This window comes from Bryocella sp. (genome assembly GCF_058498515.1).
Genome location: NZ_JBMHYI010000052.1, coordinates 1 through 18,561, shown reverse-complemented (window position 1 = coordinate 18,561; position 18,561 = coordinate 1). Strand labels below are relative to the sequence as shown.

The 18,561-nt window shown below is 63.4% G+C and carries 15 protein-coding genes; 9 read left to right on the top strand and 6 right to left on the bottom strand.

Going from position 1 to position 18,561, the window contains the following annotated elements; translation table 11 throughout:
- Nucleotides 1-127 precede the first annotated feature (127 nt).
- The 4 genes from AC5E6W_RS16730 (at nucleotide 128) to AC5E6W_RS16715 (ending at nucleotide 4,700) form a co-directional block, all read left to right on the top strand.
- A complete protein-coding gene (locus tag AC5E6W_RS16730) occupies nucleotides 128-2,110 on the top strand; it encodes a peptidylprolyl isomerase (protein ID WP_491753469.1) in 1,983 nt (660 codons plus the stop codon).
- 180 nt (nucleotides 2,111-2,290) lie between these two features.
- A complete protein-coding gene (gene malQ, locus AC5E6W_RS16725) occupies nucleotides 2,291-3,817 on the top strand; it encodes a 4-alpha-glucanotransferase (RefSeq protein ID WP_491753468.1) in 1,527 nt (508 codons plus the stop codon).
- A gap of 113 nt (nucleotides 3,818-3,930) precedes the next feature.
- Nucleotides 3,931-4,116, top strand: coding sequence for a hypothetical protein (locus AC5E6W_RS16720; RefSeq protein ID WP_491753467.1), 186 nt, complete (start codon nucleotides 3,931-3,933; stop codon nucleotides 4,114-4,116).
- A gap of 8 nt (nucleotides 4,117-4,124) precedes the next feature.
- Complete coding sequence (locus AC5E6W_RS16715; protein WP_491753466.1) at nucleotides 4,125-4,700, top strand: 3-hydroxyacyl-CoA dehydrogenase NAD-binding domain-containing protein; 576 nt, start codon at nucleotides 4,125-4,127, stop codon at nucleotides 4,698-4,700.
- A gap of 411 nt (nucleotides 4,701-5,111) precedes the next feature.
- On the opposite strand, the gene AC5E6W_RS16710 is transcribed toward AC5E6W_RS16715, so the two are convergent.
- The 4 genes from AC5E6W_RS16710 to AC5E6W_RS16695 all read right to left on the bottom strand — a co-directional run bounded on the left by AC5E6W_RS16710 (nucleotide 5,112) and on the right by AC5E6W_RS16695 (nucleotide 10,825).
- Nucleotides 5,112-7,085: a M1 family aminopeptidase gene (locus AC5E6W_RS16710; protein ID WP_491753465.1), complete on the bottom strand. Its 1,974-nt coding sequence runs from the start codon at nucleotides 7,083-7,085 to the stop codon at nucleotides 5,112-5,114.
- A gap of 357 nt (nucleotides 7,086-7,442) precedes the next feature.
- Nucleotides 7,443-8,744, bottom strand: a complete 1,302-nt coding sequence (locus AC5E6W_RS16705) for a lipid-A-disaccharide synthase (protein WP_491753479.1) — start codon at nucleotides 8,742-8,744, stop codon at nucleotides 7,443-7,445.
- A 259-nt stretch (nucleotides 8,745-9,003) separates the two neighbouring features.
- Entirely contained in the window at nucleotides 9,004-10,023 is a 1,020-nt protein-coding gene (locus tag AC5E6W_RS16700) for a ferritin-like domain-containing protein (RefSeq protein WP_491753464.1), read from the bottom strand.
- Nucleotides 10,024-10,045: 22 nt separating this feature from the next.
- A complete protein-coding gene (locus AC5E6W_RS16695; protein ID WP_491753463.1) occupies nucleotides 10,046-10,825 on the bottom strand; it encodes a ferritin-like domain-containing protein in 780 nt (259 codons plus the stop codon).
- A gap of 267 nt (nucleotides 10,826-11,092) precedes the next feature.
- Between AC5E6W_RS16695 and AC5E6W_RS16690 the strand changes: the two genes are divergently transcribed.
- The 4 genes from AC5E6W_RS16690 (at nucleotide 11,093) to AC5E6W_RS16675 (ending at nucleotide 13,420) form a co-directional block, all read left to right on the top strand.
- The gene (locus tag AC5E6W_RS16690) at nucleotides 11,093-11,923 is read left to right on the top strand and encodes a YdeI/OmpD-associated family protein (protein WP_491753462.1); all 831 of its coding nucleotides are present in this window, start codon (nucleotides 11,093-11,095) and stop codon (nucleotides 11,921-11,923) included.
- 254 nt (nucleotides 11,924-12,177) lie between these two features.
- Entirely contained in the window at nucleotides 12,178-12,792 is a 615-nt protein-coding gene (locus AC5E6W_RS16685) for an RNA polymerase sigma factor (protein ID WP_491753461.1), read from the top strand.
- 5 nt (nucleotides 12,793-12,797) lie between these two features.
- Nucleotides 12,798-13,196: a hypothetical protein gene (locus AC5E6W_RS16680; RefSeq protein ID WP_491753460.1), complete on the top strand. Its 399-nt coding sequence runs from the start codon at nucleotides 12,798-12,800 to the stop codon at nucleotides 13,194-13,196.
- The gene (locus tag AC5E6W_RS16675) at nucleotides 13,193-13,420 is read left to right on the top strand and encodes a hypothetical protein (protein WP_491753459.1); all 228 of its coding nucleotides are present in this window, start codon (nucleotides 13,193-13,195) and stop codon (nucleotides 13,418-13,420) included. Before AC5E6W_RS16680 ends, AC5E6W_RS16675 begins: the two co-directional genes overlap by 4 nt.
- Before the next feature lie 66 nt (nucleotides 13,421-13,486).
- Here the strand turns inward: AC5E6W_RS16675 and AC5E6W_RS16670 are convergent, their stop codons facing one another.
- Entirely contained in the window at nucleotides 13,487-14,773 is a 1,287-nt protein-coding gene (locus tag AC5E6W_RS16670; RefSeq protein WP_491753458.1) for an MFS transporter, read from the bottom strand.
- A 717-nt stretch (nucleotides 14,774-15,490) separates the two neighbouring features.
- On the opposite strand from AC5E6W_RS16670, the gene AC5E6W_RS16665 reads away from it, so the two are divergent.
- Complete coding sequence (locus AC5E6W_RS16665; protein WP_491753457.1) at nucleotides 15,491-16,147, top strand: hypothetical protein; 657 nt, start codon at nucleotides 15,491-15,493, stop codon at nucleotides 16,145-16,147.
- A gap of 197 nt (nucleotides 16,148-16,344) precedes the next feature.
- Here the strand turns inward: AC5E6W_RS16665 and AC5E6W_RS16660 are convergent, their stop codons facing one another.
- Nucleotides 16,345-18,432, bottom strand: coding sequence for an ABC transporter ATP-binding protein (locus tag AC5E6W_RS16660; RefSeq protein WP_491753456.1), 2,088 nt, complete (start codon nucleotides 18,430-18,432; stop codon nucleotides 16,345-16,347).
- Nucleotides 18,433-18,561: the final 129 nt, after the last annotated feature.

The following is an 18,561-nucleotide window of genomic DNA, read 5'->3' as shown; positions in this document are numbered from 1 at the left end:
CCCCTGCACGCAGGCGTGGCGCGTCCTGCGGAAGCGGGCGTTGGATGGCCGTGCGCAAAAACCCGGGCTGAGCTCGGTCTCCGTGATGTGAGACCGCCCTCGAAGATATGAAGGTCGTCAGCCAAGCATGATTCGCATTCTGCAAAAGGAAAACGCGTTTACCAAGACCATCTTTGCCGTGATTATCGGCGGCACCATTGTGCTCATGGTGATCTTCCTCGTCCCTGGCATCTTTGACAATGGCACTGCCGGCGACGCGTCTCTGTACGCCACGGTGAAGGAGCCGGGCTGGATGGGCCGGTTCTCGAGCGGCACTCCGGTGACGATGCAGGAGGTGCAGAACCTGGCTCGTCAGCAGGCTGCGCGCCAGCAGATTCCTCCGGCGTACGTGCAGCAGCTGATGCCGATGCTGATGAACCGTGCGGGGCAGATCGAGGTTGAGCGGCAGGTGCTGGTGCACGAGGCCGATCGCCTTGGTCTGCAGGTCAGCGATGCGGATCTCGCGAGCTTCCTGCAGCATGGACCGTATGCCGAGGCGCTGTTTCCCGACGGCAAGTTCATCGGGCAGGACAAATATGTGAACTTCGTCGAGCAGTTCGGTCTGTCGGTGACGGACTTCGAGACGCAGCTGAAGATCGATCTCGAGCTGCAGCGGCTGGAGTCGCTGATCTCGGGCGGTGTGACCGTGTCGGACGCCGCAGTGCGCACCGAGGCGTTGCAGACCGGCACCAAGGTCAAGTTCGACTACGCTGTGCTCTCGGCCGAGGACGTGAAGAAGAGCATCAACCCGAGCGATGCGGATCTGCAGACGTTCTTCAAGCAGAACGCGGCGCGCTATGCGAACGCGGTTCCTGAGGAGCGCAAGCTGACGGTGTTTGCGTTCGACAACTCCCAGCTTCCCGGCGGAGCTCCGCAGGTGAGCCAGTTGGAAGTTCTCGCCTATTACAACGGTCATGCGTCGCAGTACAAGACGCAGGAAGAAGTGAAGACGCGCCACATCCTGATCACGGTGCCGAAGGGCGCCGATGCGAAGACCGACGCAGCCGCCAAGGCGAAGGCGCAGGACGTGCTGAACCAGCTGAAGGCTGGAGCGAACTTTGCGGACCTCGCGAAGAAGTACTCCGAGGATCCGGGTTCGAAGGATCAGGGCGGCGAGCTGCCGATGATCCCGACCAGCGGTCTCGACCCGGCGTACGCGCAGGCGGCGATGAAGCTGAATCCCGGTCAGACGTCGGATCTGGTGCGCTCGAGCTTCGGATATCACATCATCCAGACGCCCGAGAAACACGCCGCCGGCGTGAAGCCGCTCGCCGAGGTGCAGGACCAGATCAAGGCGCAGCTGACCAGCCAGAAGGCAGCAGCCATGGCACAGAACTTTGCCGGGCAGCTGGTGGCTGAGGCTACTAAGGACGGCATGGAGAAGACGGCCGCGGCGCATCATTTGCAGCTCACGACGACGGGCTTCCTGAAGCCGACGGATGTGGTGCCGAGCCTTCCGGACTCGACGCAGCTGATGCAGGCGGCGTTCGTCGCGAAGAAGGGTGCGGCTCCGCAGATGGCGTCGACCGGGGAAGGTTATGCGATCTTCCAGGTGGCGGACATTCAGGTCGCACATGCCCCGGCGTTTGCGGATGCGAAGGCGCAGATCCTCGACGACTACCGTAACCAGCAGGTCTCGGAGATTCTGCAGTCGCAGCTGATCAAGCTTTCCAACCGCGCGAAGGAGCTGCATGACCTGAAGAAGGCGGCGGCGGAGCTGAAGATCACGGTGAAGTCGAGCGACCTGGTGGGTCGTGACGCGCAGGTGCCGGATCTCGGATCGCTGGCCGGACCGGCTTCGGTGGTGTTCTCGCTGCCGCAGGGCGGCATCTCGGGACCGATCAACACGGGCCAGATCGGCACGGTGATCGAGCTGAACGAGAAGCAGGAGCCGACCGCGGACGATCTCGCGAAGGCGGTGGCGCAGACCCACGACAAGATGCTCCAGGAGAAGCGCAACGAAGTCTTCGGCGTCTTCGTGGGCACGTTGGTCGAGCGCTACACGAAGGGCGGAGCGATCGTATACAGCAAGAAGCAGCAGGCGGCGCAGCAGAGTCCGCTGGGCAGCTAAGGCTGGCCGAAAGTACAAACGAAGGGCGTCCGGAATTCCGGACGCCCTTCGTGTTTTCTGGTCGTATCCAGAGTGGCGTTGCAGTGACTTCAAAGTTGCGCTGGAATGAATGCTGCATCTCCGTCGCTCGTCCTGGCGTCGAACGCAAGGTGAGCCTGCGGGCCCATGAAGGAGGTCCGCTTGGACCCTGAACGCCTCTCCGGCGTGCTGTTGCACGTCACCTCGCTGCCCTCGTATGGGGGAATTGGCGACTTTGGCCCCGCGGCCTATGGCTTTGTCGACTTCCTGGCTGCGGCGAAGCAGCGGTTGTGGCAGGTGCTCCCGCTGAGCCCGACGGGGTATGGAAGCTCGCCCTACTCGGCCATCTCGGCGTTTGCGGGCAATCCGCTGCTGATCAGCCTGGAGCTCCTGGTGCGCGATGGCTGGCTGGCTCCGGAGCGTATCGCCGGGCTGGCCGGGCATGAGGGCGATGTCGACTTCGGGAGCGTGCATGCGACGAAGCTGCCGCTGATCGAGGAGGCTGCGGGGAACTTCCTGGACCGCGCCAACGACGAGCAGAGGGCGCGGTTCCAGACGTTTTGCAAGGACAACATCTCCTGGCTGACGGACTACGCGATGTACAGCGTGCTGCGGCGGCGGTTCAGCTATGCGAGCTGGATCACGTGGCCCGAGGGATATGCGTTTCGGCAGAGCGATGCGTTGAGCACACTGCTGAACGAAGCAGGGCGCGAGCTGGCGATCGAGCAGGTGGTGCAGTTCTTCTTCACCGAGCAGTGGCAGGCGCTGCGGGCGTACTGCAGCGAGCGAAAGATCAAGATCCTCGGGGATGTGGCGATCTTTGTGAGCTATGACTCAGCCGATGTGTGGACGCACCCTGAGATCTTCGAGCTGGACGAGCAGCGAAAGCCGATCCGGGTGTCGGGGGTGCCACCGGATTACTTCTCGGCGACGGGACAGTTGTGGGGCAATCCTCTGTACAAGTGGTCGCTGCTGGAAGAACGCGGGTTCGACTGGTGGGTGGCCCGGATACGCCGCGCGCTGGCGCTGTATGACTCGATCCGGCTGGACCACTTCCGGGGCTTCGAAGCGTACTGGTCAGTGGCGGCGACGGAGACGACGGCGATCAATGGGAGCTGGGTGAAGGCTCCGGGGCAGGCGCTGTTTCAGCGGCTGCGCGAGGTGTTTGGCGAGCTGCCGTTCATCGCGGAGGACCTGGGCATTATCACGCCGGAGGTGGATGAGCTGCGCGAGCACTTCGGGATGCCGGGGATGCGGATTCTGCAGTTCGGATTTGGCGACCGCGGCGGGCATGTGTATCTTCCGCACCTGTTCGTGCCGAATACTGTCGTCTACACGGGCACGCACGACAACAACACCACGCTGGGCTGGTGGACCGACGATCTCCACGACACGGAGCGAGCCAACGTGCAGGCGTACCTGGGGCCGATCAATCCCGACCATGAGATTGTGTGGTCGATGATTCGTGCCGCGGCGGCTTCGGTGGCGACGCTGTGCATCTTCCCGCTGCAGGACGTGCTGGAGCTGGGAACACCGGCACGGATGAACCGGCCCTCGGCGGCGGAGGGCAATTGGGCATGGCGATACAAGCTGGGGGCGCTGCGGCCGGACCATGCTTCGCGGCTGGCGGCGGTGATGGAGATGACGGACCGGGATGGGTATGTGAAGGCCAAGCCGGTTGAAGGATAGCGCTTTGCGTCAGCCGCTGCGCGGTTAGCGACTTCGTCGTTAGCGTGTCGCGTTGGGCTGCGCTGCGCACAGGGCGCTGCTCTACACTAGAAGGCAGAACAAGGAGATCGACTGTGCCTCTTTCCGGTGAAGCTATCCGCACCATGAATTACGTTGACGATATCTCGGTGACGCTGCGGCGCATTCTTACCGTGCTGCCTACGCTGAACACGGAGGAGAAGCAGCGGGTTCTGGAGCACATCCAGAAGTCTGAGCCGAGCTACGAAGCTGTCGTCGCGGCGTTCACCGCGAAGGAGTAGCGGCCCGCATGGGCGCGCTGGGTAGCGTGGCCGTCGCGACGATCGCCGTCATCGGGGCAGGAGATCAGGGCCGGGCACTGGCCGCTGCGGCGGCGCGTGCCGGGTTCACGGTGTTCCTCGAGGACGTGATGCCGGCGAAGCTGCGCCATGCGCAGGAAGCGCTCGCGGACGTTGTGGGCGTGCACTACGTCTCGACGGTTGAGGACGCGGTGCGGACTGCGGATCTCGTGATCGACTTTGTGCCGGATGAGCTGGAGTCGAAGCTGGAGATCGTGTCGCTGCTGGACCGCATGGCTCCTCCGCGAACACTGTTGGTGATTCCGACGCGAGCGCTGAGCATCACCGACCTGGCTTCGTGTACCTATCGCGCCGCGCAGTGTGTGGGCGTGCGGCCGGGAGATCCGGAGGCGCCGTATCGCACGGACCTGGTGGCGGCTCCGGTGGAGATTATCCGCAGCAAGTTCGTGAGCGAGGAAGCGCTGGCGGTGGTGCAGCAGTTCTTCGCGGCGATGCAGGTGGGAACGTCGCTGGTCGAGGACCGCGAGGAGCCCATGCTGGTGAAGAACTCAAGGGCAGCGGAATAGCGGAACAGCGGAATAGCGTCTTCCTGCGGTGGGCGGCGCAGTGCAGCTGTACGTGTGGCGTGGGTACCCCCCTCCCCCCCCCAATTTCCCTAAGTGTTGATAACGGGTTGGTTAGCGGGGTACCTTGTCAAAGTATTCATTCCATAGGGGATGTTCGCAAAGTATTCACCTCAAAGGGATTGCGGCTGCTGCTTTGGGGCCGGTGTGCTCTGAGCATCTCTTCTTATTTTAGCGAGGCGCCAGGGGTAAATCGGCAACCTGATTGGCACCGCAGATTAGTGTGGTTTGGCGACCAGATGCCAGTTGTCCAGATGCCAGACGCCAGCTCGTTCCAGTGTGAAGTTGGTGAAGGGACTGGGATGACAATTTGTATCTCGAAGCATCGGCGGGGGTGCCTCAGAGACGCCGCGCTTAGGCGCCGCTGGCTTCTTCGTCGCGTTTGAAGGGGTGTTGCATGAGGGCGCGGGCTTCGTTGATGGCGCCCTGGGTGTTGTCGTTGGTCTGGACGGCGAGGCGGTACTCGTTGACGGCGCGTTCGCGCTGGCCGGTGATGTCGAAGATTTTGCCGAGGTTGATGTGGCACCAGACCTCGGTCCACTTGGGCTCGCCGTCGCCGCGGAGGGCGTCGCGGAAGCTGTTGGCGGCGGCCTGGTAGTTGTGCTGCATCATGAAGATCTCGGCGAGGCGGTAGTTGGCGAGCGAGCTGCCGCGATCCTGGTCGAGGGCCTGGCGGTACTCGGCGATGGCGCCGACGAGGTCTCCCTGGGCGACGGACTGCTGACCGCGAAGGACGGCCACCTTGACGGCGAGGTCGGGGGTTGATTTGAGCAGCCAGTTCTCGGGGTCGAGGATGATGTGGCGAGGACGGCCGAAGGTCTCGACGGTGTAGTGGGACTCAGTGCCGGCGAGGTCGACGCGGCGGTCTTCGGTCTTGCCTTCGGTCTCGATGCGGAGCTCGACGGGCATGGAGAAGAGGTCGAGGTCCTGGGTGACGGAGCCGACGGTGCGGAAGCCCTTGCCTTTGCCGAGGCGATAGACCTGGAAGTTGTCGCCGAAGCTGGGCGCTCCGGTGCCTTCGACCCACTGCGAGAAGAACGAGGTGAGGTCGAGCTTGGAGGAGGCTTCGGCGACCTGCTTGAGGTTGGCGGTGCGGACGCTTTTGTCGGAGTACTGGGTGAGGAGCGAGCGCAGGAAGGCGAGGAACGCGTCGTCGCCCATCTCCCAGCGGAGCATGTGGAAGACCATGGCTCCCTTATCGAGGACCATGTTCTGGAACTGGGGCGAGAAGGGATCGACGCGGCCGAGAGTGGTGAGCGGGTCGGTATCGTAGGCGAGGGCCGCGGCCTCGGTGTCGCCGATGGCGTTCTGGAGGGCAGTTTTGCCGCTCTGGTCCTCGAGATAGAGGAGCTCGGCGTAGCGGTCCATGCCGTAGGTGATCCAGGCGTCGTTCAGAGTCGCAGGCGAGACTTGTGAGCCCCACCACTGGTGGGCGACGGTGTTGGCCAGGAGGCGGGTGCTGGAGCGGTCGGGGCGGATGGCGATGATCTCGGGCGCCCAGAAGGCGGAGACGGAGTCGCTGGGGAGTTCGACGATCTCGAGGCGGCCGGACTGGGCCTGGCCGAAGGCGCTGGTCATGAACTCGAACTCACGCGCGACGGTGACGGCCATGTCCTTGGCCTTGGCTTTGTTGGCCTCGGTGACGTAGGCGCGAATGTTGGGGATGCCGGGAGGCGTGATGGGCGCGAGGAACTTGCCTGCGACAACGGTTCCGGCGAAGCCGGGCTTGTCCCACTTGAAGTCGAACTCGCTGCGGGCGTCGGGGAGCTTCTTTTCGCCGCCGACGGGGCCGGAGCCGACGACGCGCTCGCCGGTGGGGACGGTCACGGCGAGGTCCATGGTGAAGCGGTCGGTGAAGAGGCCGGGCATGGAGATGGGAAACCAGCGGCCGGGGTAGAGCAGGATGCTGACGGGGTCGGCGACCTGGAGGAACTTGATGCCGTCGACGGGCGAGGTGGTGACGGAGGGTGCGCCGGCGTAGGTGAAGATCCAGGTGGCGGCGGCGCCCTTGGCCATGAGGGCGGAGGGGGTGACGCGGACGGTGGAGTCGGTGACGTTGCGCTCGCTGGTGAGCAAGGCGCCGGTTGCGTCCTTGACGGAGCTGACGGCGAGGCCGTTGTTGAGGCCGAAGATGGCGACGTTGAGGTCGTCGAGCGCCGTGAAGTTGACCGTGGCGGTGGCGGTGAGGCGGCCGGTGGCGGGGTCGAGATCGGCGTGGATGACGTAGCCGGTGACATCGATCTGCGCGCGCACGGGGATGGCGGCGTGGACGCCGAAGGCGGCAGCGCAGAGGCACAGCAGAGGCAGCAGTCGCGAGGGTCTGAACATGGGAGTCTGGTTCCTTGGTCCCGCGCGCGAATAGGTCGCGCGTTGAGCACCTAGTTAGACGATGATTCTACGGCTTCGGAGATGGCTGCGGGTATCGCGTCTGGGAGGCGTTTGGAGGAGGTGAGCCCACATCGCTTCGAGATGGGGCACTGGGCTGCGGTGGTTCCGTGGCAAGCGAGGAAAGCGGTCGTTTGCTACCGCAAACGATACCCCCTTTTCACGGTGGGGTGAAAAGGACGGGCCACCCGGGATCCTGCGAACCCACGTCTCAGAATCGAGACGTGGGGCACCCGGCGAGAAGCAGATTCCCTTCGGGAATGACAACAAGAAAAGCGACGGCCGCGGAGCGCGATGATTCTAGGCCAGGGCGGTGAGGACGGCGTCGGCTAGGCGGGTGATGGCGTCTTGCGGGGTGGGGGCGGCGAGGCTGGCACGGACGGTGGCGAGGGCGGCGATCTGGGTCTCGCGCTCGGGGGAATCGACGAGGAGCGGAGCCAGCGCCGAGGCGACGTTGGCGGCGTTGAAACGGTCCTGCAGCAGCTCGGGGACGATTCTTCGACCGGCGATGAGGTTGACCATGGAGACGGGCAACAGGCCGTTGAGGTCGCGGCGGAGGTGCATCTCTTCGGGGTACTCGACGAGCTTTTTGGCGAGGGCGAAGGTGAGCGGGGAGACGCGGTAGACGACGACGAAGGGATTGCCGACAATGGCGGCGAGGACGGTCGCGGTGCCGCTGGCGACGACGGAGGCGCGGGCGTGCTCGAGGGCCTGGCGGGCGGCGTCGGGGCCGGTGAGCAGGGTGAGGCGGATGCCGGCGGCTTCGGGGCCGAAGTACTTGAGGTGCTCGCGGTTGAGTTCGGCGAGGAAGGCGGCGAGGTCGCGGGGGTCGATGGTGGAAGCGACGGGAAGCAGGAACTCGAAGCGGGTGTGCGCTGCGGGGTTGACCGGTAGCTCGAGGCGGGTGCCGTTGGCGAAGGTGTTGTCGGCGGCGGCGTGGATGAGGTCGCTCATGGCGAGCTCGTGCAGGGCGGGGAGGTTGGAGCGGATTTCTTTCCAGCGGCTGCCGGGCAGGAGCGCGATCCAGGTCTTGTTGGGGTCGAGGTTGTGGGCGAGTGCGAAGCCTTCGCGGGTGGCTGTCTCCGGCGAGGCGCTTTGACGCGCCTCGCGCACGGTTTCGAGGAGTGGGTGGCCGACGAACTCGGCGTCAACGCCGCGCTCGCGGTAGAAGCGCTCCTCGAAGGGGAAGATGACGAGCATTTTGGCGACGCGCTCCTGCACCCAGCGGAGACGGCCGCGCTTCCAGGCCCAGAGCTGCGGGGAGACGAACCAGATGACGGGCACCCCGGCTCGCTTGAGGTGTTTGGCGAGACGGAAGTTGACGTCGGGAAAGTCGATCAGGACGGCGACGTCGGGACGGTCTCGCTGGATGGAGGCGACGAGGCGGCGATAGCTGGCGTAGATCTTCGGGATGTGGCGAACGATCTCGGAGATGCCCATGACGGCGACGTCTTCGGCGCGGACGGTCTGGTGCTGGCCTTCGCGGGCCATGGCGGAGCCACCGAGGCCGGTGAAGGTCGCGTCGGGGAGCCGGCGGCGAAGCTCAGCGATGAGGGTGGCGCCGTAAGCGTCGCCGGAGGCTTCGCCGGCGGAGAGAAAGATGCGCGGATTGGAGGGCGTGCTGATGGATCAAGTGTAGCTGGGAGGTGTGGAGGGAATTGTGTATGGGGTCACGGTGGCCCAAGGGGACGGGTGGGAGAAAACAGGGCGATCGAGTTGAGAGGTTGGAGTCAGGAGTAGGGTGTCAGTTACCAGGTTTCCAGTTTCCAGATGCCAGTTGGGTCCGCGGTTCCAACAATCGGCCTGCAAGAAAAGCCCGGGTCCCTTGAGGGACCCGGGATAAGCGGGATTCGACACTGGGTTACTTGACGTTGCCGTTGAGGCCGGCGGGGAAGAAGCCGCCTTTGCCGGAGCCTCCGGCGTAGACGATGGCGAGCACCTGGGCGGCGGTGCGGGCGAAGACGAGCGAGCCTGCGGTGCCAGTGGAACCTGCGGCGTTGATGGAGCCGGTGGTGGAGGCGTCGACCAGCGTGGAGGCGGTGAAGCTGCTGGTGGTATCGAGCATGACGGTCTGGGTGCCGAGGCCGATGTCGTCGCCTTGTGCTCGTGAGGAGGTGGTGGAGTTGGATCCGTCGACGGAAGCGCGCAGTTTGGAGATGGCGGTTGCCACGGCGCGTGCGGTTCCGGCTGCGCCGAGTGTCGTTGCGGATTGATCGAGGCCGTAGATGGTGGTGCGAACCATGCCGGCGTGGTAGGCTTCGACGGCCTGGATGCCGGCAGCGGCATCGAGGTTTCCGCTGACGGTGAGGGCGGGCGCGGCGCCGGTGTAGGCGGTCACGCCGACGTCCTCGAAGATGTAGGAGCCGAGGAGGAAGTTGATGTCGTTCGCGAAGGGATCGAACGAGGTGAGACCGAGGCCGAGGAGGGTAGCGAGGCCGTTGAAGCTGTTGACGAGGTCGATGGCAGGTTGTGCGACGGCTGCGGAGCCGAGTGCGGTGCGCAGGAAGGTGACGTGGTTGCGTTCTTCCTGGGCGATCTCCTGCGCGTAGCTCTGAACGATGGTGTTGGCGAAGGGCACCTTGCAGGCGGTGAAGCCGCCGGACTTGACGGTGACGGCGCCCTGAGTGCCGGTGCCGGTGATGCCCAGGCCCATCTGGTCGATGGTCATGCCGGAGACAGCGAGGGTGTAGTACTGGGCTTCGAGGTACTCGAGGTTGAGGGCGAAGTTGAGGTAGTCGGCGTCGGTGAGGGTGGACGTCTGAGCGTCGGCTGCGATCGCGGAGAGCGCGAGGCCGGCGATGGCTGCGCCGCCGAGGGTGAGCATGCGGCGACGGCTGCCGGCGATGACTTCATCGAGTTGCTGTGTTTCTAGAGTAGGCATGATGTTCTCCGTTCTCCTGGCGCTAGGCCGCAGTGACGCTGATGTTGCCGTTGAGGCCGGAGGGGAAGAAGACTCCGCCCTTGACTCCTGCTCCGCCACCGGTGCCGTAGACGATGTGCAGCACCTGGTCGGTGGTGCGGTCGAAAGCGATGGAGGTGGTGGCGCTGGCAGCGACGACGCTGGTGGCGCTGAGGGTGGTCTCGTTGCCTCCGCCGAGCGACGAACGCACGCTGGAGACGGCATTGGCGGTGGTGATGAGCGAAGAGCCGGAGGCCACGATCTGCGAGCGGATGGAGCCGGCGTGATAGGCCTCGACGGCCATGATCTCGGCGGCAGCGGTGAGATTGGTCTTGCTGGTGAGGAGCTTGGCTGCGCCGTGATAAGCAGTGACGCCGACGTCCTCGAAGATGAAGGCCCCGATGAGGAAGTTGGAGAAGCTGGCGAAGGGATTGAAGGAGGCGCCGAGGCCGGCCGCAGAGGCGAGCGTGTTGAAGCTGGTGGTGAGGTCGATGGCAGGAGCGGCGACGGCGGACGAGCCGAGCGCGCTGCGCAGGAAGCGGACGTGGTCGAGCTCATTCTGCGCGATCTCATAGATGTACTGCGACTGCACGGAGGTGGTGCCGGAAACCTGCGCTCCGCCGGTGGTCTTACTGGTGTTGTTGCCGGTGTCGGCGGTTGCCAGGCCACTCCCTGTGGCGGCGCGGAGATAGAACTCGGCTTCAAGGTACTCGAGGTTGAGGGCGAAGTTGAGGTAGTCCGCATCGGTGAGCGTGCTGCTTGCCGGCGGGGTGGTGGTGGACATTGGGGTGCTGTCGCCGCAACCCACGAGGATGGTTCCCGCTGCTGCAGCGCTCGCGCCGGCGAGGAAATTTCTGCGCGAAAGGGCCCTGTCGATCAGCCTGCTAAGTTTTGGTTCCACGGTACACACTCCCATTCCGATAAACGTGCGCTTTGAGGATTGGCTTGCAAGAAGATCGTTGCCGTCCGAGGTGGAAACGGACTGTAGCGGAGATTGGATTGGAGGTTTTGCAAATATTCTCTGGGCTTGCAGGGATAAGATGACTTCGCGATGGCAGTTAAGAAAAGGGCGATGAAGAAGAGCGCGGCGAGGACAACGGTGCAGGGCTTGCCCGCATCGAAAGGCCGGCCTGCACCGAAGGACGAACCTGCGCCAAAGAGCGAAGCCGCAGCTGCCGCGAGCGATGGGCGGTCCTTTGAGGCTGCGCTGGAGCGTGCGCAGGGCTATCTGGGGTGGACGATTGCGCGGGTTCCCTTCGATGTGCATAAGGCGTTCGCAAAGATGCGGCGGCTGCGGGTCCGAGGGACGATCGCGTCGAAGCGTTCGAGGGGTGAGGGTTTTGCGTTCCGGACGTCGCTGTTTCCGGTGCGGAGCTTGAGTGAATCGGAGCCGGAGCACGGGGTTGGGTCGTTCTTCATGCTGGTGAACAAGGCGATGCAGCAAGGCGGCAAGGTGCGCGTGGGCGAGGTGGCGCGGTTCACTCTCGAAGCGGACTTTGACGAGCGCCCCGCGGAGCTGCCCGATGCGCTGGCTGCGTTGCTGGAAGAGGAGCCGGGGCTGCGTGGGTTCTACGACAGTCTTTCGGAGTCGTGGCGGCGCGAGATCGGGAAGTGGATTCACGGCGTGAAGAGCGACGAGGCCCAGATGGGCCGGTGCCAGCAGATGGCGGAGCGCCTGCTGAACACGATGGAGGCGGAGGTCGAGCTCCCTCCGCTGATCGATAAGGCCTTGCGATTGAGGCCGAAGGCGCGGGCGGGCTGGGCGAAGATGACTCCCACACAGCGCCGGCAGGGGCTGCTGGCGGTCTTCTATTACCGCACTCCAGAGGCTCGGCAGCGGCGTCTGGACAAGCTGTGCGGGGAAGCCGAAAGGCGTGCCTGAAGCATTTTTCCTGTTGCTGGGTATCCCGGTGAAGCGTGCAGCGGCGTTTTCGTTAGGGAAAACGCCCACGGAGGTCGAGTCCCGGAATTAGACCTACAGGAAAAATGCTCGCAGCCGCGAAAAAAGGATAGCCGGATTGTGCAATATCCGCCGCGGCCAATCGTTAACGCTAAGGAACATGCATGAAGGGGCCGCAGTTGAGGCGTACGGTCCTCCTCGCCCCTTTGGGTACTGTCCGTGCGCGAGGAGAGGCCGTGGTTTCGCTGGCTGTAGAGGCACAAGGCAGGATGGCTGGACCGGAGTGGACGCTCGCGGAGCAGGACCACGCGGTGGCCGAGGCGGTCGCTCGGGACGAGCCGCGCCTGCGGAGGTTTATCCGCAGCCGGGTGCTGGATACGGGCGATGCGGAAGACATCCTGCAGGACGTGCTGTATGAGCTGGTGTCGACCTATCGGCTGATGAAGCCGGTGGAGCAGGTGACGGCGTGGATGTATCGGGTGGCGCGGAACAGGATTACGGACCTGTTCCGGAAGCAGAAGGCGGTGTCGCTGGATGAGCCGGTAAATGCGGAGGAGGATTCAGCGTCGTTGCTGGATTTGCTGCCGAGCGCGGATGCGGGGCCGGAGGCAGCCTTCGCGCGGAAGGTGATGGTGGAAGCGATTGAAGAGGCGCTGGCGGAGCTGCCGCGGGCGCAGCGCGAGGTGTTCGTGGCGCATGAGATCGAGGGCCGAAGCTTCAAGGAGCTGTCCGCGGAGACGGGCGTGAAGCAGAACACGCTGCTGGCCCGGAAGAGGTACGCGGTGCTCCACCTGCGCAAGCGGCTGGAACAGATGCGCAGGGATTTCGGTATTGGGAAGGAAGAGAGGTAAGGGACATGCGATTTCTGCGTGGACTAAAGATGTGCGTGATGGTCGTGGCTATCATCGCTCTGGTGTCGCTGGTGGTGGAACACCTGTGGAACTGGCTGATGCCATCGATCTTTGGGCTGAGGTTGATTACGTACTGGCAGGCGATGGGTTTGCTGGTGCTGTCGAAGCTGTTGTTGGGGGGATTCCATAAGCATGGCCCGGGCGGCAACAAGTGGAGCGAGCGCCGGGAGTGGAAGCGGCGGATGAAGGCTCGCTGGGCGGGGATGACTCCCGAAGAGCAGGAACGCTTCAAGCAAGGAATGAAGCGGTACGCGTACGAGTACAAGTCGCGCTGGGGATGCCATCCGCGCGAACAGGGCCCGAACCATGAGGCGCCAGCAGGCGCGAAAGGAGAGGCGTTATGAGCTCGATGAGTTTGTCGTTCGGACTGGGTTTTGTTCCCGCCAGGCGGGAGCCGGAGTCCACGCAGTTGCAGCGCGGAGCGGCTATGGCCGAGCCCCCAACCGCGCGGGAATGTACCGTGCAGGAGATGACGAAGGTGAAGAGAAGGATTGAAGACCTGACCTTGAATGAGCTGCTCTTTCAGGCGCTGTATGGCGACCTGGGGCAGTTCAGCATCGACGCGTAGATAGCGTTTAGAAGCCAATGAAAGCGGCCCTTTGTGGGCCGCTTGTTGTTTGTGGGTGAGGTGGCCTCAGTCGAGCGGAGCGGCTACGGAGAGGTCGACGTTCTTGGTCTCGGGGATCATGAAGAGGCCGAGGAGGGTGAGGACTGCGGCTGCGGTGAGGTAGTAGCCGACCCAGGGAAGGCCTTTGTGGTCGGCGAGATATAGAGCGGCGTAGGGCGTCGCGGAGGCGCCGATTACGCCGCCGATGGAGAAGGCGAGCGAGCTTCCGGTGTAGCGGACAGAGGTGGGGAAGAGTTCGGAGACGAGGGTGCCGAGCGGGCCGTAGGTCAAGCCCATGAGGAAGAGGCCGATGGCCAGCATGAGCATGGTGGAGTGCGTGTTGGTGGTGAAGAGGTGGGGCATCACGAAACCGAAGGCGCCAATGGCCACGGTCACCGCAATCATGAAACGCTTGCGGCCACGCTCGGCGGCAAGTGCCGAGAGCGGGATGCCGACGGCGAAGAAGGCCATGGAGGTGAGCTGCAGGATGAGGAAGTCATTGCGCGAAAAGTGCAGCGTTTTGATTCCATAGGCGAGGCAGAAGACGGTGGTGAGGTAGAAGAGCGCGAAGGTCGCGACGCAGACAAGGACGCCGGCGACGACGCGGCCGAGATGCTCGGAGAAGATGGTGCCGATGGGGACGGCGACGTGCTCGTTGCGGGCTTGTGCGGCCTGGAAGGTGGGGGTCTCGGTGATGGTGAGGCGGACCCAGAGGCCGAGCAGCACGAGGACGGCGCTGGCGAGGAACGGCAGACGCCAGCCGAACCTGAGGAACTGCGCGTTGGTCAGCAGGCGCGAGAGCAGGAGGAAGATGCCTCCGGAGCAGAGGAAGCCGATGGGCGCGCCGAGCTGCGGGAACATGCCGTAGAGAGCGCGGCGGTTGGGCGGGGCGTTTTCGACGGCCAGCAGGATGGCGCCACCCCACTCGCCACCGAGGCCGATTCCCTGGCCGAAGCGGCAGAGTGCGAGGAGCAGAGGGGCGGCCAGGCCTATCGCGGCGTAGCCGGGCAGCGTGCCGATGATGAAGGTGGAGAGGCCCATGGTCGAGAGCGCGATCACGAGGGTGCGCTTGCGGCCGATGCGGTCGCCGAAGTGGCCGAAGATGGCGGAACCGATGGGGCGCGCGAAGAAGGCGACGCCGACGGTGGCGAGCGAGAGCAGCATCGCGGCGGTGGCGTCGGTGGAGGGGAAGAACTGGCGCGGGAAGACCAGGGCGGCGGCGGTGGAGAAGATGTAGAAGTCGAAGAACTCAACGGTGGTGCCGACGAGGGAGGCGAAGAGGACCTGGCGAGGCGAGTTGAGGGTCTTGGGCATGGCTAGCGAATAGCGTACAAGGGGCAGGGTGGTTGCGTGGTACGGGCGGCGATCTTTTTGGGGTGAGGAGGCAGGCCCTGCTGCGGGCGATGGCGAGAAGCCTACTTGTGAGGACTAAACTTCCTTATCTACATCTATTCGAGGACACGGATTGACGAAGAGATCGACTCCTCCACATGCATCTATGCCCGCTTCGACCGGCCCCGCCGGCCCACTTCCGCACAAGAATTATTGCAAAAGTCAGTGCTATTCGAAAGGTAAACTCGAGCGCTCAAAGGATTGCACATGCAAGGGGTGTCAAGGCCGCGCTCACGGACGCGGAAAACAGTACGCATTTGATGAAGGCTATCTCAGCACCTCACCACCGGGTTCACGAAAGGCTGGCGTGGATCAGGAACCGCTTCCATTTGCGGAAGACGAGCTCTTAGATGACAGTCCCACTCAGCAGTGAATGGCTATACAGTCGATATCAAAGTCACGCTGTTCTTCACACATAACGAGAAGCCGACTTCTCAGTAACTAATCCCGCCGGGTAACGTCCAAGGCAAAATTTTCTTCTAGAGGGTGTTATGGACTTTAAGCCCAAGTCACTGAAAAAGGCAGTTGCAACAACTCGCGAGATTCTCGACCTAGCAGTTAATTAGCCATTTCCCAAAACTTACGCAAAGCCCACAAAAGGCTCTAGCCACCAAGTGTTTTTTGTCGCAGGATTAGAAGATGCAGGCTTGGTCCGACGTTCTCAAAGCGCTCCTTCTTAATCACGAACAACTACTGCTTGGTTGGCTACTCGGTATGCTATCGCCCGCCATCACTGAAGAGGTTCGCAGAAGAAGACGACTGGACCGACTCCAACGTGCGATGGCGCTGGAGCTTCATGAATTGCAATACCAGATGGCGATGAAGTCCTTCCTCCTCCGACAAAGGAAGGGGCGGCTCGACGATGACTTCCTGAGATGGTTCGATAGAACAATCAAGGCTTATCGAGGAGACGAGCTGCGCGAGCCATTCCTTGCGTTGGTTCCTACACTCCTGTCCCTGCCTCTCCAGCAAAGAGGAAATCACGATCCGAAGCGGGGTTTCTCGTTATCCGAGGCCAATGCTCCTCTCTTAGATATTCATACAGTTGAGATCGCCCTCCTTCCAGTCCAGTCCCAAGCTGTCCTCCTGAACATTTCTCAACAGTTGAGTTTTTTCAACCAACAGGTTAGCCACCTTCGTAGCATGTTCGATAGAACCTTCGACAATCTCACAAACACGAGTCGGGAAAACGTCTTGCTGAACCTTGAGGAGGGTTATCAGCAACTTGGAGATAGAGCCTTTTCAGTTGCCAAGATCATCCAGGGCGCGCCGTCTTCGTTGCTTCGGAAGGATTAGTCCCCATAAACGCAGTTATCGCCAGCTTAATCGGTCAGCGATGGGTCGCGCCTTCAGCGCTCGGGCGGTTTGGTGGGCGCGTACCTGGGGTTGTGCTTCGCTCCACCCCAGGCTGGTATAGGGCGCGCCGTTGGCGCTGAAGGGCGGATAGGCGCACTTCTTCCGCCCTCGATGCTGAGCCTTGAAGCGAATGGGAGTTAAGCGGTGGCGGGGGTGGGTGTGGCTAAGTTGCGCCCTAATTCCTGGTCCTTGTACTGGAGCTGGTAGAGCTTGTAGTAGAGGCCGCGGTGGGCTAGGAGCTGCTGGTGGGAGCCTTGCTCGCGGAGCTGGCCTTTGTGCATGACGAGGATGGTGTCGGCGCGCTGGACGGTGGAGAGGCGATGCGCGATGAGGACGCTGGTGCGGCCGGTGATCATGCGCGCGAGGGCGGATTCGACGCGGAGCTCGGTCTCGGTGTCGACGGAGCTGGTGGCTTCGTCGAGTATCAAGATCCCCGGGCGGTGTGCCAGCGCCCGAGCAAAACTGATGAGTTGCTTCTGGCCGGTGCTGAGGGTCGCGCCGCGCTCGATGACGGGAGAGTTGAAGGCGTCGGGCAGGGAGCGGATGTAGTCGGCGACGTTGACTTCTTCGGCGGCCATCTCGACTTGCTCGTCGGTAATGTGGGGTGTGCCGAGGCGGATGTTGCGGGCGATGGAGCCGGTGAAGAGGAAGGAATCCTGCAGGACGACGCCGAAGCGCTGGCGGAGGGCCTTGACGTCCTGCTCGCGGACGTCGACGCCGTCCACGAGTACAGCGCCGGCCTGGACGTCGTAGAAGCGCATCATGAGCGCGGTGATGGTGGTCTTGCCGGCCCCGGTGTGGCCGACGATGGCGGCGGTGTGGTCGGGCTCGATGACGAAGGAGACGCCGCGGAGGATCCATTCAATGTCGTGGAGGAGTGGGTGGTCGGCGGGGGTGTTGTACGTTGTGCGTTCTGCGTTGTACGTGGCGAGGGCGGCTTGCTGTTCGGGCGTGAGTTGCTGGTACGTGAACCAGACGTTACTGAACTCGATGCGGCCGGAGCGATCGCCTGCGATGACTTTGGCGGGTGAGGGGATGTCGGGGACGGTGTCGAGGAGCTTGAAGATGCGCTCGGCGGCGGCCATGGCGGCCTGGAGGATGTTGAATTTGTCGCTGAGGTCCTGGATGGGATAGAAGAAGCGCTGCGCGTAGCGGATGAAGGCGACCAGCGTGCCGAGGGTGACGATGTTGCCGAAGAGGCTGTACGCCGAGGCTCCGCTGGACTTGAGATAGAGATGGTGCGTGAGCCAAGTGTGCTGCGTGACGCCGAGCACGGCGATGCCGCCGCGCCAGATGACGAGCGCGATGGCGATGGAGGCGAGGAACTCGACGACGGGGTAGTAGAGGGCGTAGGCGAAGATCGCGTCGGTCCAGGCTTCTTTGTTTTCGAGATTGACGGCGGAGAAGTCGCGGAAGGCGCGGCGTTCGCGGTTGAAGAGCTGCACGACGCTCATGCCGGAGACGTACTCCTGGGTGAAGGAGTTGATCTTGGCAGTGGCGGCGCGCTGGCGGCGGTAGCTGTCGCGGACGTGCTTGCGGAAGAGGTGCGTGGCGTAGGCGATGCCGGGGATGACGGAGATGGTGAGCAGCGCGAGGGGCCAGCTCATGGAGAGCATGACGACGATGATGAAGGAGAGCGAACAGATGTCCTCGAAGATGGCGAGGACACCGGAGGTGAACATGTCGTTGAGGGCGTCGACGTCGGAGGTGACGCGGGTGACGAGGCGGCCGACGGGATTGCGGTCGAAGAAGGCGACGTGCATGCGCTGGACGTGGCGGAAGATCTGCGAGCGGAGATCGAACATGATCTTCTGGCCGGTCCACTGCATGAGGTAGGTCTGGACGAACTCGAGACCGAAGGTGATGGAGAGAGCGCCGAAGTAGATCAGTGCGAGTTCGGTGACTCCGGTGAGGGGTGCTTTGCTGAGGAAACGGGTGAGCCAGTGGGTTTTGCTGGACTCGGGCGCGAGGTAGGTGTCGATGGTGACGGCGACGAGGAACGGGCCGGCGATGTCGGTGAGGGCCTTGAGGGAGATGGCGACGGCGGAGACGGCGGTCTGGAGCTTGTAGGGGCTGAGGTAGCCGGCGAGGCGGCGCATGATGCGGCCGTCGTAGGCCTTGCCGACGACATCGTCGTCCTTGGGCGCGGCCGGCTTTGGCGACGCGGCCTTCTTGTCGCCCTGGGTGGGAGCGTTTTGGGGCTGCGGGCTGGCGGTCTCGGGCATTGCTTTGATTTTAGTCTCCATCACCCGGTCTAAACCCACCGCCTTTAGGCGGTGTGCTTTCAGCGTCTTGCTGGATACTGGAAGAGATGGTGGAGTATCGCAAGAACGCGCATTCCGTGTGGGACATCA